The sequence below is a fragment of the Clostridium sp. Marseille-Q5894 genome (genome assembly GCF_946902305.1).
GTDB lineage: Bacteria > Bacillota_I > Bacilli_A > Erysipelotrichales > Coprobacillaceae > Thomasclavelia.
Genome location: NZ_CAMPPT010000010.1, coordinates 35,379 through 58,188 on the forward strand (window position 1 = coordinate 35,379; position 22,810 = coordinate 58,188).

Consider the following 22,810-nt stretch of genomic DNA (forward strand, 5'->3'; position numbering starts at 1 on the left):
GGTAGTCATATGGATTATTTAGATTTTATAAAAACAAATCAAAATTATTTTGAAGATTTTATTACAAGAAGTACTTATCACACAAATTCGATAGAAGGTAGTACTCTTTCATATGCAGAAACTTATGCGATTATTTTTAATGATAATTCTTTTAAAATCAATGCACAACCTCGAGAAATATATGAAGCTATTAATCATAAGTATGCTTTAAATTATATGTTAAATAGTATGATATTAAATAAGGATCTAATATCTTTGGATATTATTAAATTAAATGAGATAATTAATAAAAATATAAAAGATACTTCAGGATATAGAAAAGTCAATGTCATGATAAGAGGTGCGCAAGAAATTCCGCCTAAAAGTAGTGAAGTGCCGATAAAGATGATGTATTTTATTGATAACTATAATCATTTCCCAATTCAAAGTAAAGAAGATATTTTTAAGAAAATAGCTTATTTTCATATTGAATTTGAACATATTCATCCTTTTGAAGATGGAAATGGGAGAACAGGAAGATTATTAATCAATTATGAGTTATTAAAAAATAATTTACCACCTATTGTTATACCTATTGATAAAAGAGATGCTTATTTTCAATATATTGCTAATTATGACGAAGAATCTTTTGTTTATATGATTAAAGATTTAATGCAATATGAATTAGAAAGAATTCAAGAATTTAAGAATATGTAATATATATATTGTTATTATCAAAGTGGAGGTGTTCGACATAAGGTTTGTTTGCTCCACCAAATTTAATACATGGTTTTGATGTTATTGAAAAAATTGATTTGTCGAAGTTTTTTCAATTATTTTACCGAACTTTAAAATACCTATTTATCGTGGATGTCATCATATTTTGGAGGATGTTATTGGCTATAAATGGGCTTTTTTATATATACTTTGCGTGGTTTGGCTGTCATATATATAAAGCAAATTTGTGTAAAAACAATATATTTATTAATTGATATGATGAAATTGTTCAAAGAAAGATAAATGGAAATTGATGGGGATAGGATAATTATGAAAAAATATAATATAAGTAAAGACTTTGGATTATTTGCCCATTTTTCACCTCCATTTAATAAGTTGATATTTCCCATGTCTTCTTTAATATTGGGTATAACCCCAAAGTTGTTAAAAAGTAGTGGAGATGTAAAAATCATACGAAAAAAATAAAAACGGATGATAAAAAAATATAGATTTATATATTTTCAATCCTATAAATATAAAAACTGATAAAGTGATTTTATATATTTATGGCGGAGGATTTGTTTTTAAAGGATATGCTAGTCATTATCATCTTTGTTCAATATTTGCCGATAAGTGTCATTGCAAAGTCATCTATATAGATTATCGCCTTGCACCTAAATATAAATATCCAATTCCCTTGAATGATTGTTTTAGTGCATATAAATGGATTATAGAAAATGCTGATTATTTAAAAATTGATATAAATAAAATTATTGTTGCAGGAGATTCGGCAGGTGGATGTTTAGCAGTCGACGTTACTTTAAAAACGATCCAAGAAAATATAATAAAACCATATTATCAAATGCTTATTTATCCTGTATTAGATAAAAGAATGATGACATTATCTATGAATAAATATACTGATACGCCGATGTGGAATGCAAAATTAAATAAAAAAATGGAGATATTATTTAGGTAATAGGGAATATATTTCTCCTAATGAAAGGCAAGGCTTAAGTGAAATTCCACCAACATATATTGAAGTAGCAGAATTTGATTGTTTGCATGATGAGGGAATAGAATTTGCTAATAAATTATTAAATAGTGGAGTTGATGTATCATTATCTGAAACTAAAAAAACAATGCATGGATATGATATACAAAAATGTGATATAACGAATACAGCGATAAGGAAAAGAATAGAAATATTAAATTCAATGGAATAAAATTAATAATAAATTAGAATTTATCAAGTTGATGAAGGAGGTAAAATAATGGAAAATATGTCATTTGAAGAATTATTAAAGATAAATTGTTTTTCAGAAGATAAAGAAAAACAGCGAAAAGCATCAGAATTATTGGAATATCGTTATGGATGTGAAATTCATTGCCAAGATATGGATAAAAGTGTTCTTTTTGCTCATCATGCAAGAGGTTGTACAATCGTAGCTGCAAAAATTTGCAAGAATGTAGCAATCTATCAAAATGTTACAATTGGCTCAAATATGAAATATAACAAACTAAATAATGAATGGGAAAATGTGGGGAGTCCAATTATTGATGAGAACGTTATAATTGCAGATGGAGCGAAAGTATTAGGACCTATTGTCATAGGAAAAAATACTGTAATTGGGGCAGGAGCAATTATTACAAAAGATATTCCAGAAAATAGTATTGCTTATGGAGTTAATCAATATAAGCCTAAAAATCCAGATTATGATTTGGTATTTAATAAAAATATGATTTCTGGCGAAGAAATTGTGAAAATTAATGAACAAAGAGTAGCTGAATTTGACAAAATGAAAGAAAAATAACAAATTCCAGTTTATAGGAATATGTTATTTCTTGTTAGATAAAATAGTTTGTTTACGTGTTATTAAAACTTGAAATAATAATGAAAATGTAATCATGTATTTTATTTAGGGTAATGCTAATTAGGTATAATTATGCACGTTTATGCAAAAACTATGCATCAAACTTAGTATATTCACGAAAAAATCAATTATTTTCGTTTCAAATAAATATAAAAGATCTGGAATTTATCAATAAAATGACTATATTCTAGGTCTTTTTACTCATTGCATAAATTAATTAGTATTTAATAAATTTCAATTTTTTATGTATTACATTTAAATATGAAAAGAATATTTTTTCAATTTATAGCCTTGTTAAAATATAATATATTGTTTTTTATTAGTATTATAAATAATGTTTACTATTTTTAAATGTTTTGTTAAACTTTGAATAAAATTATTTATTATTTTTTAATAGTGTTTGGAATTAGCTTAATAGCGTCATTTATTTTTTTTGTATATATATGTTTGGTTATATATTATACAGTTTTATATTTTATTGATGACAAAAAAATAAATCCATTTTTAAGAGCGTATCATAAAATGATGAATAAAAATAAATACAAAGATAATATACAATTCAACACTAATAATATTAATAATCATAACACTTTATATGAAGAATATAACGAATTATTAACTGGAAAGGATTTTGAAGAATTTATTGCTAAATTACTTGGAAAATATGGTTATTCTACAAGCTTAACTAGGGATAGCCATGATTTTGGTGCAGATGTTATTGCTGAAAAAGATGAAATTCGATATGCTATTCAATGCAAATATTGGCAAAATTCAGTTGGTATTGAAGCTGTTCAACAAGTATGTGCAGCAAGGCATTATTATAATTGTGATAAATCTGTTGTAGTAACCAATAATAAATTTACTAAACAAGCAAAAGAATTGGCTCAAGTGAACAGGGTTTTGCTTTGGGATGGAGAATATATAAAATCAAAGATAGTGGAAAAAGAAAATTAAATCATAGATTAAAAATATGATTTTAAAATATATTTATGGGTGATAAATGAAATTATGAAAGACTTAGTGAAACCGATACATAAGTTTGATAATTTCTAGCATTGAATAAATAATTACAATATGAGTAAAATATATAAAATAGTTGTAAAATTTTGTATAGTCAACCTACTATTAAATTGTAACTACGTTTACGTTACAATTATATAAAAGGGGACGATAAAATGGAAAAAACAATGACATTGAATTTAAGAGTTAATCCAGAAGTTAAAAAAGTGCAGAAAAAGTATTATCTCAATTAGGTATACCTATGTCTACAGCAATAAATATTTATTTGAAACAAATTTCATTAACAGGTGGTATACCATTTCCAGTAACTTTGCCAAAAGCTCCTGCTTCAATTAATACAGATGAGATGACTATTCAAGAAATACGCTCTCAGTTATAAGAAGCATTAGATGATATGGAACAGATATATCATTATATATCAGAGAATTTACAATTGCCAAATACTGCTTTGAAACAATATAATAGGATTGCAAGTGGAATTGAAAAATTATATGTGTTTACTGAACGCAATAGATCATTAGAATTTGATTCTAAAAATTCTTTAGAAATAAGGTAATTATTAGTGGATAATTATTCTATCTTTTATACAATTAAAGATGATTGCGTTTATGTAATTAGAGTATTATATAGTTCTTCTGATTTAAGCAAAAGATTAAAAGAAGGAATTTAAGAAGAATATATGTATATTGTAATCGAATTGTAAATTGAATATAATATAGTTAAGAAAATCAATATATTGATTTTAATGTTTTTTATAGTGGATTTGTGAATTTGTTTAGGATAGATTCACCTCCATCGATGTAAAGATGTACGTTTTTCATATTCGTATGAAAAGCGTTTTAAATAAAATGAGAAAGAGGTGAGCATATGAATTATTTAGATTTTATAAAAACAAATCAAAATTATTTTGAAGATTTTATTACAAGAAGTACTTATCATAGTAATGCAATTGAAGGGAGTACTTTAAGTATGCATGAAACCTATGCTCTATTATTTGATAGTCAACATTGTAATATTAAAAACGCATCACCTAGGGAGATTTATGAAGCAATTAATCATAAGAAAATATTAACAATTCTTTTAGATAAAATAACAGATAAAGAACGATTATCGCATGATTTACTTGTTCAAATCAATCAAATCATTAATGAAAATATAATCTATACTGGAGGATATAGATTAGGTCCTATACGTATTATTGGATCTCAAAAAAAGTTTCCTTATCCAAATGAATTAAATGATTACATGAGTAAATTTATTTTAGAATATAATGAATTAGTAGAAAAAGATATAACAATAACTGATATTGCAAAAATGCATATTCAATATGAAAATATTCATCCATTCCCCGATGGAAATGGAAGAACAGGAAGACTTTTGATTAATTATTTATTATTAATTAAAAATCAGTGTCCAATCGTTGTACCTATTTCAAAAAGAAAAGAATATTTAGATTATATGGAAAATGATAGTATTGATTTATTGTCTCAATTATTTGAAGAATTGCAAAAAGAGGAAATAGAACGAATAAGTGATTTCAGTCAAATGTAGTTAATAAATATAGAGTATTTGTATCAATATATAAAATTATGATATGTTCTCTATAAGTTTTGTTGCTCCACCAATAAAAAAGAGTACGTTTTTCAAAAATATTTATTTTGAAAAGCGTTTTTAATAAAATGAGAAAGAGGGTGTTTTCCATGGATTATATATTAAAACAATTTATTGTATTTTTCTATGGAAAATACAATAAATTGATTAACTGTTCAAATTCAATCTGTTAATGAAGAAAAAAAGTATCTATTGCCATTAGATTTAGATCTTACGAACGAATCTTTGGTAAAATGGTTAAAAAATAGAACAGTTTCTAGAAATAGAGCTTATGTGTCAAATTTCTTATCAAGATTAGGATTAAATGAAAAAGATACGAAAGGTATTATAGATATTTGTCAAGGATTATCTTTAAATGATTGTTATTGGGTGGTTAAAGCTGATTGCAAAGATTTATTTAAAGACAAAAATTTATACATGAATTCATTTAATACAAATATAGCTTCTATTGCTTTTACTGGATATGGAAGTTATACAAGAAGTACATTTTGTTCTTCACCAGAGTTTACAACAAACGGGATGTTAGCAAAATCATGGCGCAGAATAAAAGGGAGAATTTTACTTTATAAAAGTGGAATAGAAGGTTTTGCAAATAGTGGTTTAGAGTCATATTCAGAATATTATGCAAGTCAAATTGCCAAGGTAATGGAACTTCATTATGTTCCATATGATCTATCAAAATGGAAAGGAAAACTATGTTCAACTTGTGAGTTATTTACAAGTTTGAATCAATCATTTATTCCTATTGGTAGATTAATAAGAACAGGGGGAATAGAAGCTGTTTTAGAATTTTATAGAGAATTAGGTGAAGAATATTATCAAGAATTTATTGATATATTGGTTTTTGATGCAATTATTTTGAATGAAGATCATCATTTTGGAATCTTTGGATTGTTAATAGATAATCATACAAATAAAATCATTGCTCCTGCACCAATATTTGATAACGGTTTGTCATTATTATGTTATGCAATGGAGAGTGATTTTGATGAAGAAAGCCGATACATTGAAACACGTCAACCAGCAACGTATACTGAATTTATAGAATTTGTAAAACCATTAATGTCACATAGACAAAAAGATAAGGTAAGAAAACTTTTGGATTTTCATTTTGAAAGGAAAGTAAGATATGAATTACCAAATAAACGATTAAAACAATTAGAAAAAATGATTCAAAAACAGGCTAGGAGTTTTCTGGATTAATGATTTTTCAGTAAGATCAATAAAATAATATTGTGTGGAAATAAATATAAAAGACTTAGAATTAATGAAATGATTAAGTTCTAAGTCTTTTTGTTTGAATTTGAGCAAATTATTATTTAATAAGTTTATGCTAAAAGTGCCAACATCTTAATGATAGCTATTTACAATCAGCAGATGAAAATCAATATTCTTTGCTACCTTGTTATTGATCTTTTGATATTGATAAATATATTTGTTGCAGTAGTAGAAATCAATGAATAAATATAAAAAGTTTTTTAATATCTATAATATTATCGTAGCATAATCAAAAAATTCAAAGTTTTAGGATAATTATATTTGATTTGTTAAAAATATAGTTGAGTATAATTTTATTTTTTTGAAATAAAAGAAAGGATGAATTTTTTTGATTCTAGTAATTGATGATGATTATCAATTTGCAACTATTTTGAAACATAAATTATTAAGATATTATGATAGTAATAAGATAAAAATATTAACGGATTTTGATTATGAATTTTTAGTTAATAACGACATAGAAATTCTTTTTTTAGCTATGGAATTAAATGGTAAAGATGGTGTTGCTCTTATTAATGAATATCGTGATCAGGAAGATGATAAATTAGATGTTGTTTTTATTTCGCCATATGATGGATTTGACTACTTTGTTTATATTAAATATCCTGTATATTATATCACAAAAATGGATTTAGAGGATGATCTAGCAAAATGTATAAAAGAACTTAAGCAAAAAAATGAAGGGAAAAGATCAGAAATTATAATTGATGATAAATTAGGCAAGATAACTGATGTTATGTATATAAAATTAAGATTGAATCATGCTTATTACTATACAAAAGATAATAAAAAATATAAGAAAAAAAACAATTTTTCTTTAATTAATACGGAATTAAAAAAGTATAATTTTGTTAGATGTCATTTATTATACATGATAAATGTTAAGTATATTAAAGGCATTGATGATAAACAGGTGTTTTTAGAAAATAATATCATTATTCCTGTTAGTAAAGCATATCGTGATGAGGTATTTAAAGAATATAGAAAATATAGATTTGAGTAAAATATATGTTATTTTTAATAATGAAAAGACTATTGATTATTGTTAAAATATAAATAAATTAAGGAAGGAGGATATAAATGATGGATGATCGTATTTATATTGCAATTGATTTAAAATCATTTTATGCATCAGTTGAATGTGTTGAGCGCCACTTAAATCCTTTAACAACAAATCTTGTTGTCGCTGATGCTAGTCGAACAGAAAAAACGATTTGTCTTGCTGTTTCTCCTTCATTAAAAGCTTATGGCATTTCAGGACGTGCTAGACTTTTTGAAGTCATTCAAAAAGTTAAAGAAGTTAATTATCAAAGACAAAGAAAAGTTAGAAGAAAACTAACTGCTAAATCATTTGATGATGAAAAATTAAAACAAGATCCTAATCTTTCTGTATCATTTATAGCAGCAGTACCAAGAATGGCATATTACATTGAGTATAGTACTAAAATTTATGATGTTTATTTAAAATATATTGCTCCAGAAGATATTCATGTTTATTCTATTGACGAAGTTTTTATCGATGCAACAAGTTATTTAAAAACATATAAAATGACAGCCCATGAATTAGCAAAAACAATTATTAAAGATGTTTTGATAACAACAGGTATTACAGCTGCTGCTGGTATAGGAACTAATATGTATTTATGTAAAGTGGCTATGGATATTGTAGCTAAACATACGATGCCTGATAAAGATGGAGTAAGAATTGCTGAACTTGATGAGATGTCTTATCGAAAATTATTATGGAATCATCGACCAATTACTGATTTTTGGCGAGTTGGTAAAGGCTATGCCCAAAGGTTGGAAAAGGAACAATTATATACTATGGGCGATATTGCAAGATGTTCATTAGGTGATGAAAAAGATTATTATAATGAAGAATTATTGTATAAAATGTTTGGTGTCAATGCTGAATTACTAATTGATCATGCTTGGGGTTATGAATCATGTACTATTAAAGATGTTAAAGCTTATAAACCGCAAGATAAAAGTATCGGCTCTGGTCAGGTCTTACATGAACCGTACACTTATGATAGAGCAAGGCTGGTCGTTAAAGAAATGATTGATTTGCTAGCTTTAGATTTAGTAGATAAAAATCTAGTTACGGATCAAATTGTTTTAACTGTTGGCTATGATATTAAAAATCTTACAAAAGAATCATATCGTGGTGAAATTGGGACTGATCGCTATGGTAGAAAATTACCTAAACATGGGCATGGAACTGCTAATTTAAAGTTTCCAACTTCATCGACGAAGTTAATAACAGAAGCTGTTTTAAAGTTATATGATCGTATTATTGATAGTAGTTTACTTATAAGAAGAATAAATATTTCAGCAAATCATCTTGTTGATAGTAAATCTGTTGAAAATAAAGAATTTCATGAACAGTTAGATATTTTTTCATATTCTGATATTAATAAAGAAAAAATAGAAAAAGAAAAAGTAAAACTCGAGGAAGAACAGCAATTGCAAAAAGCTATTATAAAAATTAAAAAGAGATTTGGGAAAAATAGTGTTTTAAAAGGGATGGATCTTGAAGAAGATGCAACGACTATAGATAGAAATAAGCAAATAGGGGGACATAAAGCATGATAAAAAAAGATTATAGTGATATTATTGATCTTCCTCATCATGTATCAAAAATTCATCCAAAAATGACAATGAATGAGCGAGCTGCTCAATTTTCACCATTTGCAGCTTTAACTGGGCATAGCGAAGCTGTGAAAGAAACTGCTAGACTTGTTGATCAGAAATTAGATTTAGATGAAAGCCAAATAGTTATTATTAATAATCAGCTAAACTATATCAAAGAATATATTGAAGAACATCCAGAAATAACTATTACTTATTTTCAACAGGATCATAAAAAAACCGGTGGTGCTTATATAACCGGTTGTAATAGAGTTATAAAAATTAACGATTATAAACGATTGCTTATCTTAGAAAATGATATAAAGATTTTATTTGAAGATATTTATAGTATTGATGATATTAGAACTAAGGATTAAGAAGTATATTTTTTATTAATTTTAATTTAATCGATTTAAGATGAATGCTCAAATTTTGTATAGCAAGGATACTTATATTTAGTATCCTTAAATTTTTGCAATCAATAATACATGATTTTGATAAAAATAGTTTAGTTTTGATTTATTATGAAATGGAATTATTGATATTACTTAAATAAAAGTTGATTTATGCTAAATGTGTTTATTTCGATACATTTTTTTCTTATTGATTGACGGTAGTAATAATATCCTTTACAATAAAGTTACCAATTAAGAAGGAGACAATTTATGAAAAGAGAAAAATTATCTTCACGTTTAGGATTTATTTTATTATCCGCGGGTTGTGCAATTGGTTTAGGAAATATTTGGCGGTTTCCATATATGGTAGGTAAATATGGTGGAGGAGCATTTGTATTAGTTTATTTGTTCTTTTTAATTATTTTAGGCCTGCCAATTATTGTTATGGAATATTCAGTTGGTCGGGGATCTCAGAAAAGTGTTGCACAAAGCTTTCACGTGTTAGAGAAAAAGGGACAAAAATGGCATTTATTTTCATATGTTGCCATGGCAGGAAATTATTTATTAGTAATGTTTTATACGACTATTGCAGGGTGGATGCTAGCTTATTTTGTAAAAATGTTAAAAGGAGATTTTATTGGTTTGTCACCAAATGAAGTAGGTAATGTTTTTACAACTTTACAAGCAGATCCAGCTGCTAGTGTTTTTTGGATGATATTGATCGTTATTATTGGCTGTGGGATCTGTGCTGTTGGATTACAGCGCGGTGTTGAAAAAGTAACTAAGGTAATGATGGGATTATTGCTTGGTGTAATGATTTTATTAGTTGTAAAATCATTAAGTTTAGATGATGCTATGAAGGGTGTTGAGTTTTATTTGATCCCGGATTTTAATGTTTTAAAAGAAAATGGAATCTTTAATGCTATTTATGGAGCTATGGGTCAAGCATTTTTTACTTTGAGTATCGGTATGGGTGGTATGGCTATTTTTGGTAGTTATATCGATAAGAAACATTCATTGACTGGTGAAGGCTTAAGAGTGTTGATATTAGATACTTTTGTAGCAGTTATGGCAGGATTGATCATATTTCCAGCATGTATGTCATTTAACGTTGATGCTGGTAGTGGACCTGGTTTAGTATTTGTTACATTACCAAATATTTTTAATGCCATGGATGGTGGACAAATTTGGGGAACATTATTTTTTGTTTTTATGAATTTTGCGGCATTATCAACGATCATTGCTGTTTTTGAAAATATTGTTTCTTTTACGATCGATCTATTTCAATGGTCAAGAAAAAAGAGTGTTATTTTAAATTTTATTATTATTGTTATTGGTAGTATTCCATGTGCCATTGGATTTAGTATTTTATCTGGATTTCAGCCTTTAGGAGCAGGAAGTGCGGTGTTGGATTTATTAGACTTTTTAGTTTCTAATGTAATTATGCCACTAGGATCATTAGTATTTTTATTCTTTTGTACACGAAAATCAGGTTGGGGATGGAAGAATTTTATAACTGAAGCTAATGCAGGTGAAGGCTTGAGCTTTCCTGAAAGAGCTAGATTTTATGTTAGTTGGATTTTACCATTGATCGTGATTTTTATATTTTTATTTGGATTATGGGAAAAATTATTTATGTAATTAAACAATTTATCTTAGATGATAGTAATTTGAAATGTAATATTTTGAATTACTATTTTTTTATAGAAAATTTAGAAGTAATTGAAAAAATTATGGAGTAAATAATAATAAGTTAATAATTTTAAAGGGAGGAAAAAGTCTTGAAATTAATTTATTTTTATTTATTTGTTGTAGGGAGTTGTGTAGCTAGTTTTGCAAATGCTGTAATTTACCGCTTGCCTAAAAATATTTCAATTTTAAAAGGAAGGAGTTATTGTGAAAAGTGTCATCATACTCTTCATTGGTATGATTTATTGCCATTGATTAGTTATCTTTTTTTAAAAGGAAGATGCCGTTATTGCAATGAACGAATATCCAAAAATCATTTTTTATTTGAATGTTTAGGAGGTTTATTATTGCTTTTGTGTTTTCAACAGTTGAAATTGACAGTAGAAATGATAATTGTGTTTTTTATTATAATGGGATTAGTTGTAATTGCAGTTATTGATCAGCAAACAATGAATATTTATTTATCCACAATTTTATTTTTGTTTATATTAGTAATTGTTTATCAGTTGATCATGCAAATGAATCCTGGTGATCTTTTAGCAGGAATGTTATGTATAAGCATACCGATGATTATGATTAATTTAATTATTCCTGATAGTTTTGGCTTTGGGGATATTCAATTAGTAACTGTTTCAGGAATGCTCTTAGGCTGGAAAGGTAATATTTTTGCTGTTTTTATTGCATTTATTATCGGAGGAATATATGCTGGATATCTATTATTTAGAGATAAAGTGAAAATAGGCGAGCATATCGCTTTTGGGTTATTTCTTGTAGTGGGAATAATAATTGTACTGTTGTATAAAACTGAATTGGCAAATTGGTACTTATTTAGTTTTTATAAAAGATAAATATATATTTATGCTTATAAATTTAAATAAGTATGAGTTTATGTGTATTATTTTGCTATAAGTTGTATTATTTTACTATTTTTTTATGATATAATATAAATATAAATTATAAATTTGCTATTATTAATTTAAATATTTGATTTCTATAAATAAATAAAGATAATATTATCATATTTTTGATAGTAATTACATTATTTTAAGCAGTGTTTATGATACACATGATCGTAAAAATAATAAACATAATATTTCAATAGCATATCTTTAGGTTTTTCGTAATAAAATTATATATTTGATGATATTTTCATATCTATTTGTGGTAGTTACTAATTATATTATTATAATAAACTAAAATATTTTAGTACGTTTTAAAAGGGAAATATACGTGGATTTACAATGCCTAAACAAAAAATAGAGAGGAGGTCTTAATTATTATTTTTTGGCATTTAGATAGATAATATGATGCGAAAGGAGAAGATTATGAAAAAAATAAGAATTAAATTAAAATGTATAGGATTATATTTTTTGAGTTTTTTACTTGCTATCAGCTGCTGTTTTAAAATGGGCACGAGTGTCTTTGCTGAAGAATTAGTAAATGTAGCAAAATATGGTATAGCTTATGCTGACTCAGAAAATAATCCAGCAAGTTTTTTAAATGACGGGAATACTAGTAATCTTTGGATTGCTGCTAGTTCATCATGTCCAGCTAGTGCTGGAATTAAATTAGATGGGATTTATGATGTTAACAGTGTTAAAATTTATTTTGAAAAGCAAAGAGATGTTAACCAAAAAATTCGTTTTACGCTTTCTTATTTAGATAATGTTACAAAAGAATATATAGAATTTTATGAAGGATTAAATCTAAATGAAGAAACAAATACCTATGATACAGAATTTGTTTTTGATATACCAGTAAAAACAGATGATATCAAAGTAACGATTACAGAAAGACTTGAAGGGACAACTATTTGGCCTGCTGTTTCTGAAATTGAAATATATGCAGTAGATAATGTAGGAAATCATGAAAATGAAATTTCCAATGTTGCATTAAATAAGCCGGTTGAAGTAAGTGCTGGCACTAATGGAGCAGTTATAACAGATGGTGCTACAGGTGCCTTTTGGGACGGTGGCGCAGCACCAGCAGAATTTATTATTGATTTAGGAACAGGTCATTTTATTTCTAGGTTTAAAGCTTTAACATATTATGGCGATAATAGATATTATCATTACGAAATTTATGGTAGTTTGGACGGATTAAATTATGAATTATTAGCTAAAAAGGATAATAACAACATAGCTAGTAGTAGTGGTGAAATTTATGAGTTGGATGAAATAGCAAATATTCGTTATATTCAGGTTATAATGACATATAATTCCGCAAATCCATCTGTACATATGAAAGAATTTGAAGCTTGGGGTTATCCTGATCCAGATTATAAAGAACCAGAACCAGCTACTTCTGATACTAAGTATCCGGATAATATTGCTTATGGAAAGCCAGCAAGATGTCATGTTTCAAATGAAGGAATAGAAAGAGTGACAGATGGTTCTGATGCGACTTATTATGTTGGAGAATTTTATCCAGCAGCAATTGATGTTGATTTGATGGAGGAGTATGATTTAAATAAATTAATTCTTAATTTTCCTGTAAAGGAAGGTAGATATTATTACTATACGATATACGGAAGTAATGATTATTCTGTTTTTGATGAACTTTATCAAAAAAGAGATAAAACATCGACAACATTAGATGGTGATATTATTGATTTATCAGCTATAGAAGGCTTAAAAAATAAATCATATCGCTTTATTCGTTTGTATCTTGAGTATTGTAATGATGGAGGTAGTGCTCGAGTTAGTGAGATTAGAGCCTTTGGAACGCCAACTGGAGAAAATACCGGCGAGTTACGAACAGGATCAATTGAAGATATTTTAGAAATTAAACCATTTAATGAAACAGAGTATGCTGCATTGATTACAGAAGATGAAACGATTGAAAATGTATATGGTATCATAGATCGTACTGTGGGTAGTCAATATCGGGACTGGTTTAGTTTTGAATTGGTAGATAATTTAGAAAATGAAGATGATTTTTATGAACTAACAATGAAAAACGGTAAAGTTCATATAAGTGGTAATGAAGGTGTAATGCTTTCAGCAGGGTTAAATTATTACTATAAAAATTATTGTAATGTAAACATTTCTGAGCAAACGATCCAAAATAAAATGCCTGAATCAATTGTAGCGGTTATGCCAACACGAAGAACAACACCTTATAAAGTTCGTTATGCATTTAATTATTGTACAATGGATTATACATTTGCATTTTTTGGAGCAGAAGATTTCCAAAAAGAATATGATTGGTTAGCGCTAAATGGCGTTAATGTAGTACTTGATCTAGCTGGTCAAGAAGCTGTATGGATCAACTTTTTAATGAATTATAACTATTCTTTTGATGAAGCAAAAGACTGGTTAGCAGGACCTTCTTATTATGCTTGGCAATTTATGGATAATCTTGAGATATTTGGTGGTCCGGTATCTGATCGCTGGGTAAAGGGACGGTTGGAGATGGCTCGAGAAAATCAGCGCTGGAAACGTTCTTTGGGAATCGATACAGTTTTGCAGGGATATGCAGGAATGATACCTACAGATTTTGCAAATCATCAGCCGGATGTTGAAATTTTAAAACAAGGTGGCTGGTGTGGCTTAAATCGTCCTGACATGATTCGTACCGATGGTGCACTTTATGATGAATATGCTGCAACTTTCTACAAAGCACAAGAATGGGCCTTTGGTGAAACTAGTAATTACTATGCTGCAGATCCATTCCATGAAGGTGGTATTCGACCAAGTGATTTATCTGATACAACGATTGCTTCAGAAGTACTTGACTCATTGTTGGAATATGATGAAGATGCAGTATGGATGGTACAAGCCTGGTGGAGTAATCCAACGAATGATTTATTAAATGGAATGGGTGAATATCGTCAAGACCATGTGATGATTCTTGATTTGACAGGATTAGAAGCACCTAAATGGGATAAAACAAGTTATGGCAGTACCGAGTTAGATGCTCCAGAATTTAATGGTACAGACTGGGTATGGTGTATGTTAGAAAATTATGGCGGTAATCCATCTATGGATGGACAGCTAGCTAAAATGGCCAATGATATTCCAAATGCTTATAAACAGGCAGAGCATATGAAGGGAATTGGTATCATTGCTGAAGCTCAATATGATAATCCAGTTATTTATGATTTGATTTGGGATATGGCTTGGGAAAGTGAACCGGTTGATATAGATGATTGGTTAGATGATTATGTAGTTAGACGATACGGTAGTGAAAGTACAAGTGCTAGAAAAGCTTGGGATCTATTAGAAGAATCGGTATATCGAAGAAGTGGGAATACTACATATACATTGGCACGATTACCAGAAAATGTAGGTACACAATCTGTTGGTTATAATACTGAAAAGCTTGAGCGAGCTTTAATGCTTTTATTAGAAGATTTTGATATTTTAAGTTCAAGTGAAGCATATTTGTATGATTTGACAGAAATTATGAGGCAATGTGTAAATAATTATGCAGTTACTCAATACAATAATGTTATTGCCGCATATAATGAAAAAAACTTAGAAAAATTCCGTATTGAAAAAGAAAAGTTTTTAAATGCTTTTGATATATGTGATGCAGTAGAAGGTACCCAGGTAGATCAATTAGTTGGAGAATGGATCGGAAAAGCAGAAGATTGGGCTGAAAATGATGATGATTTTTCTAAAAATGTTTTACCAATGAATGCTAAGGCATTAATAACTACTTGGGCTGGTGCAGCTAGTGCAAGTGCACTACCAGATTATGCATATCGTAATTATCAAGGAATGATGATAGATGTATATAAAGCAAGATGGCAAACGTTTTTAGATAAAGAAGAACAATATTTGATTGATAGCACACCTGTAGATCGACTAAATCAATCACAATATTTCCATTTTTATTGGGAATGGGTGATGAATACACCTGAATATACGAGAGAAGCAAATGATTCTCCGCAACAAATCTATGAAGTGGCTCAAAGAGTATTAAGTGATTGTTCAGTGATTATTGAACGTCCTGAGAATGTAGGAAATATTGCACTTGATAAGAAAATATGGGCAAATGAGGAAAGAAATTCGCCAGGTTCAAGTGGTGGATATGCGTCTCATGCAAATGATGGAAATCCTGATACATATTGGGATGGTGGCGAATGGGAAACAAATGACCCATGGATCATTATTGATTTGGAAAAAACATATATAATTGAAAAAATAAATATTTTACCATATGTTGCAAATCGATATTATTTATATGATCTTTATATTAGTAACGATGGCGAAAATTGGATTCAAATTGAGCATAAAACAGATCAAACTATTGGGACAAATGAAGGTGATACTTACACATATGATGATGGCTTACAAGCACGTTATTTAAAATTAAGTGGTAAATATAATTCAGCAAATGAATCGTTCCATATTAAGGAAATTAGGGTTTATGGTAATGAGATAGAAATAAGCAAAACAGCCTTACAAATAGCTGTAGATACAGCAAATATATTAAAAGCTCAAGGGGCTTTGGATAATGTCGTACCAGCTGTAGCAGCTGAATTTGAAACTGCGTTAACTGAAGCAGCAGATGTTTTAGTAGACACTGGTGCTGACCAAACTACAGTTGACAGTGCTTTCTATCGTTTAGCTAATGCAATTCATATGTTGGAATTTGTAAAAGGTGATAAGAGTGCTTTAGAAGCCTTGATCAATGAAGCCGAAAAATATGAAGAAGGAAATTATACGACTGATTCATGGACAGCATTTAAAGAAGCAATAGAAGCCGCTAGAGATGTCATGAATGATGAAAATGCTTTAGAAAGTGATGTTAATGAAGCGTTAAATAACTTAACAGAAGCAATTGGAAATTTAGTCTTAAGAGCTGATAAAACAAGATTACAAGAAGCATATGACAAAGTAGATGGCTTAGATAAGAGTCTATATACTGAAAACAGTGTAGCGGGATTAGTTGAGCCAATGGTAGCTGCTAAGGCCGTATTAGATGATCCAGATGCAACACAAGCTGAGGTAGATGCCGCATATGAAGCATTGATCAGAGCATACTTAGACTTAAGATTAATTCCAAATAAGGATCTATTACAAGGGTTGATCAATAAAGCTGAGACATTAAATGCCACAAATTACAGTGCTAAGACATGGTCAGTGATGACAAAAGCCTTAGATGAAGCTAAAGCAGTATTCAATGATCCAGAAGCAAGCCAGGCAGAAGTAGATAATGCTAAAGAAGTATTAACGAAAGCAATGGCTGGATTAGAAATGATTGAAGCAAGTAATCCAGTAAAAGCCAGTGATGCAACAGCAAGTGTAGCTACTGGAGATAATGGTTTAATTGGAATCTTTGCTAGTTTATCAGTTTTAAGTTTTGCGGGATTAAGTTTATTAAGAAAAAAAGATAAGTAATGATAAAAAGGGAATTTTGATGTTTTGCATCAATAATTCCCTTATTTAATATTTTGTCATAATGTTACAACAAGATAAAAAAGAATCAAATTAATGATTCTTTTAATGAAACATATCTTTTTTCATAAATATAATTGTTGCAATAATACAAGCAATAACGGCGATTAAAGTTGGAAACCACCAGTGAGCAATAGGCAAACCAGTAACATTCATTCCATAAAAACTAAAAATGATGTTTGGAATTGACATTACGATCGTAATAACCGTTAATACTTTCATAACAATATTTAAATTGTTGGAAATAACGGAAGCAAACGCATCCATAGTTCCTGAAAGAATATTAGAGTAGATGTTACACATCTCTATTGCCTGCTTAATTTCGATTAACACATCTTCTAATAAATCTTGATCTTCATCGTATAATTTAATGATTTTACCACGCATAATTTTATTTAAAGTGATTTCATCAGTTTTTAAAGAAGTAGAAAAATAAACTAGTGATTTCTCTAATCCTAACATTTGAATCAATTCTTTATTTTGCATAGACTTATGCAAACTTTGTTCTGTACGTGATGAAATTCGATCGATTTGACGTAAATATATCAAATAACGCTGAGAAATTCTAAGTAACAATAGTAATAAAAATCTTGTTTTTAAATGAGTATTGATACCCTTAACTTTTCCTTGCGCCATATCATCAATATTTAGATTTTCATATAAAGATATTGTTACAATATGACCCTTCATAATAATAATACCTAAAGGTAATGTGGTATATTGAAGCATATTTTTATCATAACCTTCAGCATTTTCGTCAGCACTAGGATAATCGATGATGACTAATCTTTGGTTGTAATCTTCATCGTAATCAATATGCGAACTTTCTTCAGGGTCCAATGATGATTTAACAAATTCTGGTAAAATACCAATTTTCTCTGTTAAAAAATTTTTTTCTTCTTCACTAGGAGCAACAACATTGATCCAACATCCTAACTCGGGAGCATCGATTTTTTTTGTTACTGTTCCATATGTTTTGTAATATTCTAACATCTTAGCCTCCATCCCAGGAGACTAATTAATTATGTCTCCTGTATTTTTTTATTTAATTGTTTGATATACACCTGCTCGGGCTCAGGGGACATAATAACACCTTCTTTCAACTTCCATATTATACCATAGATTAAAATAGTTTTCTAAAAAATAATTAAATTTTTGGTAAATATTTTTGTTATTTATTTTAATTGAAAAAAATTAATGCAAATTAAGAAATATTACACAGAAACTACACGACTTTATGATAAAATAAAAATATCTAATAATATTTTGATAATAATAAAGGAGTTGCTCTATGAATGATAAATTAGAACTTTTAATTAAAGAGGTTAAAAAGGCAGTTTTAGGAAAAGACGAAGTTATTAAAAGAATGGTAGTAGCTATTCTAGCTCAAGGACATATTTTATTGGAAGATATCCCTGGGGTCGGTAAAACAAATTTAGCGGTAGCTTTTACCAAAGCTTTATCCTTAAACTATCAGCGGGTGCAGTTGACCTCAGATGTATTGCCAAGTGATCTACTAGGCTATTCAACTTTTGATTTTGATAAAAAAGAGATGAGTTTTAAAAAAGGACCACTTTTTACAAATACATTTTTAGCTGATGAAATTAATCGTACATCTAGTAAAACACAATCAGCTTTATTGCAGGTTATGGAAGAGGGGATGATCAGTGTTGATGGTAATACATATCCTGTTAATAAACCTTTTGTTGTTATTGCGACACAAAATCCTTTTGGAAGTGCTGGGACGCAAATGCTGCCGGACTCACAACTGGATCGTTTTATGATGCGTTTATCAATAGGTTATCCTGACGAAGTAAGCGAGATTGAAATTTTAAACCGTAAGAAAAATGGTAATCCCCTTGATAAAATTAATGCTGTTTTAACACCAGAAGAATTAATTTTAATGCAAGAAGAAATAAAAGATGTTTATGTTGAGGAAAGTTTGGTTCGATACATCGTTCAAATAGTCCAACAGACGCGTGAACATGAAAAAATTGAGCAGGGAGCTTCACCACGAGCTTCGATTGCTTTATTAAAAGCAGCTCAGGCGACCGCTTATTTGTATGGTCGTGATTATGTTATTGTTGAAGACATTAATGAGAATTTATATGAAGTACTTAATCACCGAATCTTTTTTATTCCTGGCATGAAAAAAAATCGTAAGGCTTTTCAGATTATAATGGAAGAAATCATGATACGGATTTCGCCAGTTACTTATAAGTGATTATGTTTCGATATCGTTTAATTTATTTATTGTTGATTGGATTTGGTGTATTTTTCTATTTCACTTTTATAGGTTATTTTTCTTATTACTTTTTATTAGTTGTTTTACTCTTACCGATTATTTCCGTAATTTATTTATTATTAGCTTGGAAATTTATAAAATTAGAATTTAAAGTGAATAAGGGAATCGTTAGACAAAATGAACAAGTTAAAATATTTGTAAAGCGTGATAATCTTGGTTTAGGGGCGATCAAGTTTAAGATTGATAATAAAAAATATTTTTTAAGAGGTAGTAATGAGGATCTTGATTTGATATTTAAGCATTGTGGTGGTAGAAATTTGATAATCAAGGAATATTATCAGTATGATAGTTTAAATTTATTTTGTTTAAAAAAACGCTGTAATTATCAAATACCGATAACGATCTATCCTAAAGAGACAGATTTTGATTTTGAAATATATCAAAGATTTTTACCAAAATATGAACAAGAAGCATATACGGTTAATCAAAAAGGTAATGATCCTACAGAAATATATGATATTCATAAATATCAAGAAGGGGATTTGTTGAAAAATATTCATTGGAAGCTAAGTGCTAAATATGATGCCCTCTTAGTTAAAGAAAATGCCTTGGCGGTCAGTGAAATCGTTAATATATATTGTATATTTGATAATGATGATAGTCATAATGATTTAGTTTTTAGTTATCTTGAGGGTTTTTGTAAATATATGTTGAGTAAAAAACTTGATTTTATTCTTTCAAATAAAGAGATTACAAGTTATCAGGAGTATGAAGAAAAATTTGAATATTTGTTATGGCATAAAGATTATGATTTGGCTATGATGAAACGTAATTATGAATTTGTTATTGATTATCATGGGATTAAAAGAATAGAGGGTGATCGACGATGAAACTATTGATTTATATCTTGGGAATTATTGGTTCAACTGGATCATTAATTTATTCGTTTAATTTTAATACTAGTCCCCACTTGATTTTTGTTTTTTGTATTATGGTAGGTTTGTTTATTTATTTTGGTTATATGAATATAAAAAATAAAAATAAATTCATAGTGGGTGGATTGATTTTTGAAGGTGGGTTATTGATTCTTCCTAAAACAATAACTTGTTTTTCATATTTAGTTTCTGTTGTCGTGCATAAGTATCGGGAAGTATCGGTTTATCAGCTAAGTTATCAAAGCATGGTAAATTATTTTGATGACCCTTTTGCTTGTATTTGTGCGTTTTTGTTATTGTTTATTCCTATGTATATTTTAGCTTTAATAGCGATTGATAAAAACAAACACTTTTTAGCGATATTCGCTCTATTGCCAGGAGTGTTTATTGAATTATTATTTACAATTACTCCACCATGGTATTATATTGGCAGTTTTTTACTATATTTTTTAGTTTTATTCATTAATGGATTACAAAAAGGAAATAAGATAAAAATAGCTGTAATTGGACTTTGTTTATTTTCGATGACTTTTACATATTTAGTTTTTTCACCGCATACATATCAGGTTTCACCAATAAATTTATTTAATAATGCTAAAACACCACTAACTACAGCAGGGGGAAGTTTTAAAAAAGAATATGATATAAAAGAACAAGGAAATCGATATTATCGTAATTCAATAGATTTTGTTGTTGAGGGAGCTAGTGAGTTAACGAATTTTAAAATCCGCGGAATTGGTTACGATCAGTACGATAATGGTAAATGGAGCATTGTTGATGATGAGCGAACTTATATTGACTGGGTTTATCGGAATTTGGATATAATTAATAAAGTAACTAAAGTATCGATTCAAAATATTAGAATCAAACAATTAAGTGGTTATACATATCGTAATTATGCACCATATTATTTTTCAAACGATAATTTAACTTATTATAATAATTATTTTATGGGTGAAAATCCAGAAACATATGAAATGATCGTCCCAAATAATGATTTTAATGAATTATTATCAAGTGTTGATGCTAGTGTAAAAAAAGAAAAACTTCAAGAGATAGCTGCTAGAAATGGAACTCTGGAAGATATAAAAAATATGCAGACTTATCGTTATCAAAATAAAGATATTTTAACAGCTGTTTCTGATGAGGATGCTAAGATTATTGACCAGTTTCTATTAGAAAATAATATTGTTTATAATGGTGATGTCTATAATTTGATTGACCAATGTAAAAATGCTTTAGCAAATCAAACTACATATACTCTTAAACCAGGTGATTTGCCTAGTGGTGTAAATTATTTAGATTACTTTTTAAATGTACACAAACAAGGATATTGCGTTCATTATGCTTCAGCATTAGCTTTAATGTTAAGAAGAAATGGGATAGCTGCGCGATTTGTTTTAGGATATCAAGCTGATGGCAGCAAAGATGCTGATGGTAAGTTGATTATCAGAGATCGTAACGAACATGCCTGGGTTGAAATTTTTGATGATTATTTAGGCTGGATTCCTATTGAAGCAATTGGCGCAGGAGTAATAAGTCAAGACGATGAAACATCTCCTATTACTGATAATAATCAAAATAATAATCAGACTACACCAATTTTACCTAATCAAACTCAAGAGGAAATTAGTACAGAAACTGAATCAACAATAGTGATACCGTTTTATGTATATTTTTTAGGATTATTTATAGCTGGATTAGTTGTAATTGTTTTGCAGGCAGTAATTAGAAAAAAAAGAAGGTTTAAAGATGCAAAAAATAATAATCAATTAGTATGTTTTTATTGTCATTATTTAAGTAATCTAAATGGTGATCTTTCTGGAATTAAGAAAATTGGCGATAAAGCTCGTTTTTCACCTCATGAAATTACAGATGAGGAATTAGAATTTGTTGCAAATTATTATTTTAAGCAGCTTAAAATAATATATAAAAAAGCAAATATTTTTAAGAAAGTATATATTAAATTTATTTTAGCTTATTTATAGTTTAGTGACTGCAAAAAGAATGTGATTGACAAATTATTTAG

At 28.3% G+C, this 22,810-nt stretch carries 18 protein-coding genes; 17 read left to right on the top strand and 1 reads right to left on the bottom strand.

Features of this window, described 5'->3' with window-relative positions; translation table 11 throughout:
- Positions 1–9: 9 nt before the first annotated feature.
- The 14 genes from OC535_RS13270 to OC535_RS13335 all read left to right on the top strand — a co-directional run bounded on the left by OC535_RS13270 (position 10) and on the right by OC535_RS13335 (position 17,544).
- A complete protein-coding gene (locus tag OC535_RS13270; protein ID WP_498824031.1) occupies positions 10–696 on the top strand; it encodes a Fic family protein in 687 nt (228 codons plus the stop codon).
- Between the two features lie 529 nt (positions 697–1,225).
- A complete protein-coding gene (locus tag OC535_RS13275) occupies positions 1,226–1,675 on the top strand; it encodes an alpha/beta hydrolase fold domain-containing protein (protein ID WP_498824046.1) in 450 nt (149 codons plus the stop codon).
- Positions 1,676–1,685: 10 nt separating this feature from the next.
- Positions 1,686–1,922, top strand: coding sequence for an alpha/beta hydrolase (locus OC535_RS13280; protein WP_498824047.1), 237 nt, complete (start codon positions 1,686–1,688; stop codon positions 1,920–1,922).
- A gap of 48 nt (positions 1,923–1,970) precedes the next feature.
- A complete protein-coding gene (locus OC535_RS13285; RefSeq protein WP_024721091.1) occupies positions 1,971–2,510 on the top strand; it encodes a serine acetyltransferase in 540 nt (179 codons plus the stop codon).
- A 582-nt stretch (positions 2,511–3,092) separates the two neighbouring features.
- A complete protein-coding gene (locus OC535_RS13290; protein WP_498824033.1) occupies positions 3,093–3,524 on the top strand; it encodes a restriction endonuclease in 432 nt (143 codons plus the stop codon).
- Between the two features lie 307 nt (positions 3,525–3,831).
- A complete protein-coding gene (locus OC535_RS13295) occupies positions 3,832–3,969 on the top strand; it encodes a hypothetical protein (RefSeq protein WP_498824034.1) in 138 nt (45 codons plus the stop codon).
- A 488-nt stretch (positions 3,970–4,457) separates the two neighbouring features.
- Complete coding sequence (locus tag OC535_RS13300) at positions 4,458–5,141, top strand: Fic family protein (protein WP_498824035.1); 684 nt, start codon at positions 4,458–4,460, stop codon at positions 5,139–5,141.
- A gap of 252 nt (positions 5,142–5,393) precedes the next feature.
- Complete coding sequence (locus OC535_RS13305; RefSeq protein WP_498824036.1) at positions 5,394–6,404, top strand: HipA domain-containing protein; 1,011 nt, start codon at positions 5,394–5,396, stop codon at positions 6,402–6,404.
- Positions 6,405–6,807: 403 nt separating this feature from the next.
- Positions 6,808–7,482, top strand: a complete 675-nt coding sequence (locus OC535_RS13310) for a LytR/AlgR family response regulator transcription factor (RefSeq protein ID WP_498824037.1) — start codon at positions 6,808–6,810, stop codon at positions 7,480–7,482.
- Positions 7,483–7,562: 80 nt separating this feature from the next.
- Entirely contained in the window at positions 7,563–9,071 is a 1,509-nt protein-coding gene (locus tag OC535_RS13315) for a Y-family DNA polymerase (RefSeq protein ID WP_498824048.1), read from the top strand.
- The gene (locus tag OC535_RS13320) at positions 9,068–9,487 is read left to right on the top strand and encodes a hypothetical protein (protein WP_024721093.1); all 420 of its coding nucleotides are present in this window, start codon (positions 9,068–9,070) and stop codon (positions 9,485–9,487) included. Before OC535_RS13315 ends, OC535_RS13320 begins: the two co-directional genes overlap by 4 nt.
- A 288-nt stretch (positions 9,488–9,775) precedes the next feature.
- Complete coding sequence (locus tag OC535_RS13325; RefSeq protein ID WP_024721094.1) at positions 9,776–11,146, top strand: sodium-dependent transporter; 1,371 nt, start codon at positions 9,776–9,778, stop codon at positions 11,144–11,146.
- 140 nt (positions 11,147–11,286) lie between these two features.
- Complete coding sequence (locus OC535_RS13330) at positions 11,287–12,042, top strand: prepilin peptidase (RefSeq protein ID WP_498824038.1); 756 nt, start codon at positions 11,287–11,289, stop codon at positions 12,040–12,042.
- Between the two features lie 477 nt (positions 12,043–12,519).
- Positions 12,520–17,544 carry an alpha-N-acetylglucosaminidase TIM-barrel domain-containing protein gene (locus OC535_RS13335; protein WP_498824039.1) on the top strand — a complete coding sequence of 1,675 codons (5,025 nt, stop codon included), beginning with the start codon at positions 12,520–12,522 and terminating at the stop codon, positions 17,542–17,544.
- A gap of 102 nt (positions 17,545–17,646) precedes the next feature.
- Here OC535_RS13335 and OC535_RS13340 read toward each other — a convergent pair whose 3' ends face one another.
- Positions 17,647–18,594 (bottom strand): magnesium transporter CorA family protein, encoded by a 948-nt coding sequence (locus OC535_RS13340; protein WP_024721099.1) that lies wholly within the window; start codon positions 18,592–18,594, stop codon positions 17,647–17,649.
- A gap of 298 nt (positions 18,595–18,892) precedes the next feature.
- On the opposite strand from OC535_RS13340, the gene OC535_RS13345 reads away from it, so the two are divergent.
- From OC535_RS13345 to OC535_RS13355, 3 genes are read left to right on the top strand one after another with little or no spacing between them, the layout of a single operon-like run.
- Positions 18,893–19,825, top strand: coding sequence for an AAA family ATPase (locus tag OC535_RS13345; RefSeq protein ID WP_498824040.1), 933 nt, complete (start codon positions 18,893–18,895; stop codon positions 19,823–19,825).
- Positions 19,826–19,827: 2 nt separating this feature from the next.
- Positions 19,828–20,736 carry a DUF58 domain-containing protein gene (locus OC535_RS13350; protein ID WP_227053684.1) on the top strand — a complete coding sequence of 303 codons (909 nt, stop codon included), beginning with the start codon at positions 19,828–19,830 and terminating at the stop codon, positions 20,734–20,736.
- Positions 20,733–22,769, top strand: coding sequence for a transglutaminase-like domain-containing protein (locus tag OC535_RS13355; RefSeq protein WP_498824041.1), 2,037 nt, complete (start codon positions 20,733–20,735; stop codon positions 22,767–22,769). Before OC535_RS13350 ends, OC535_RS13355 begins: the two co-directional genes overlap by 4 nt.
- Positions 22,770–22,810: the final 41 nt, after the last annotated feature.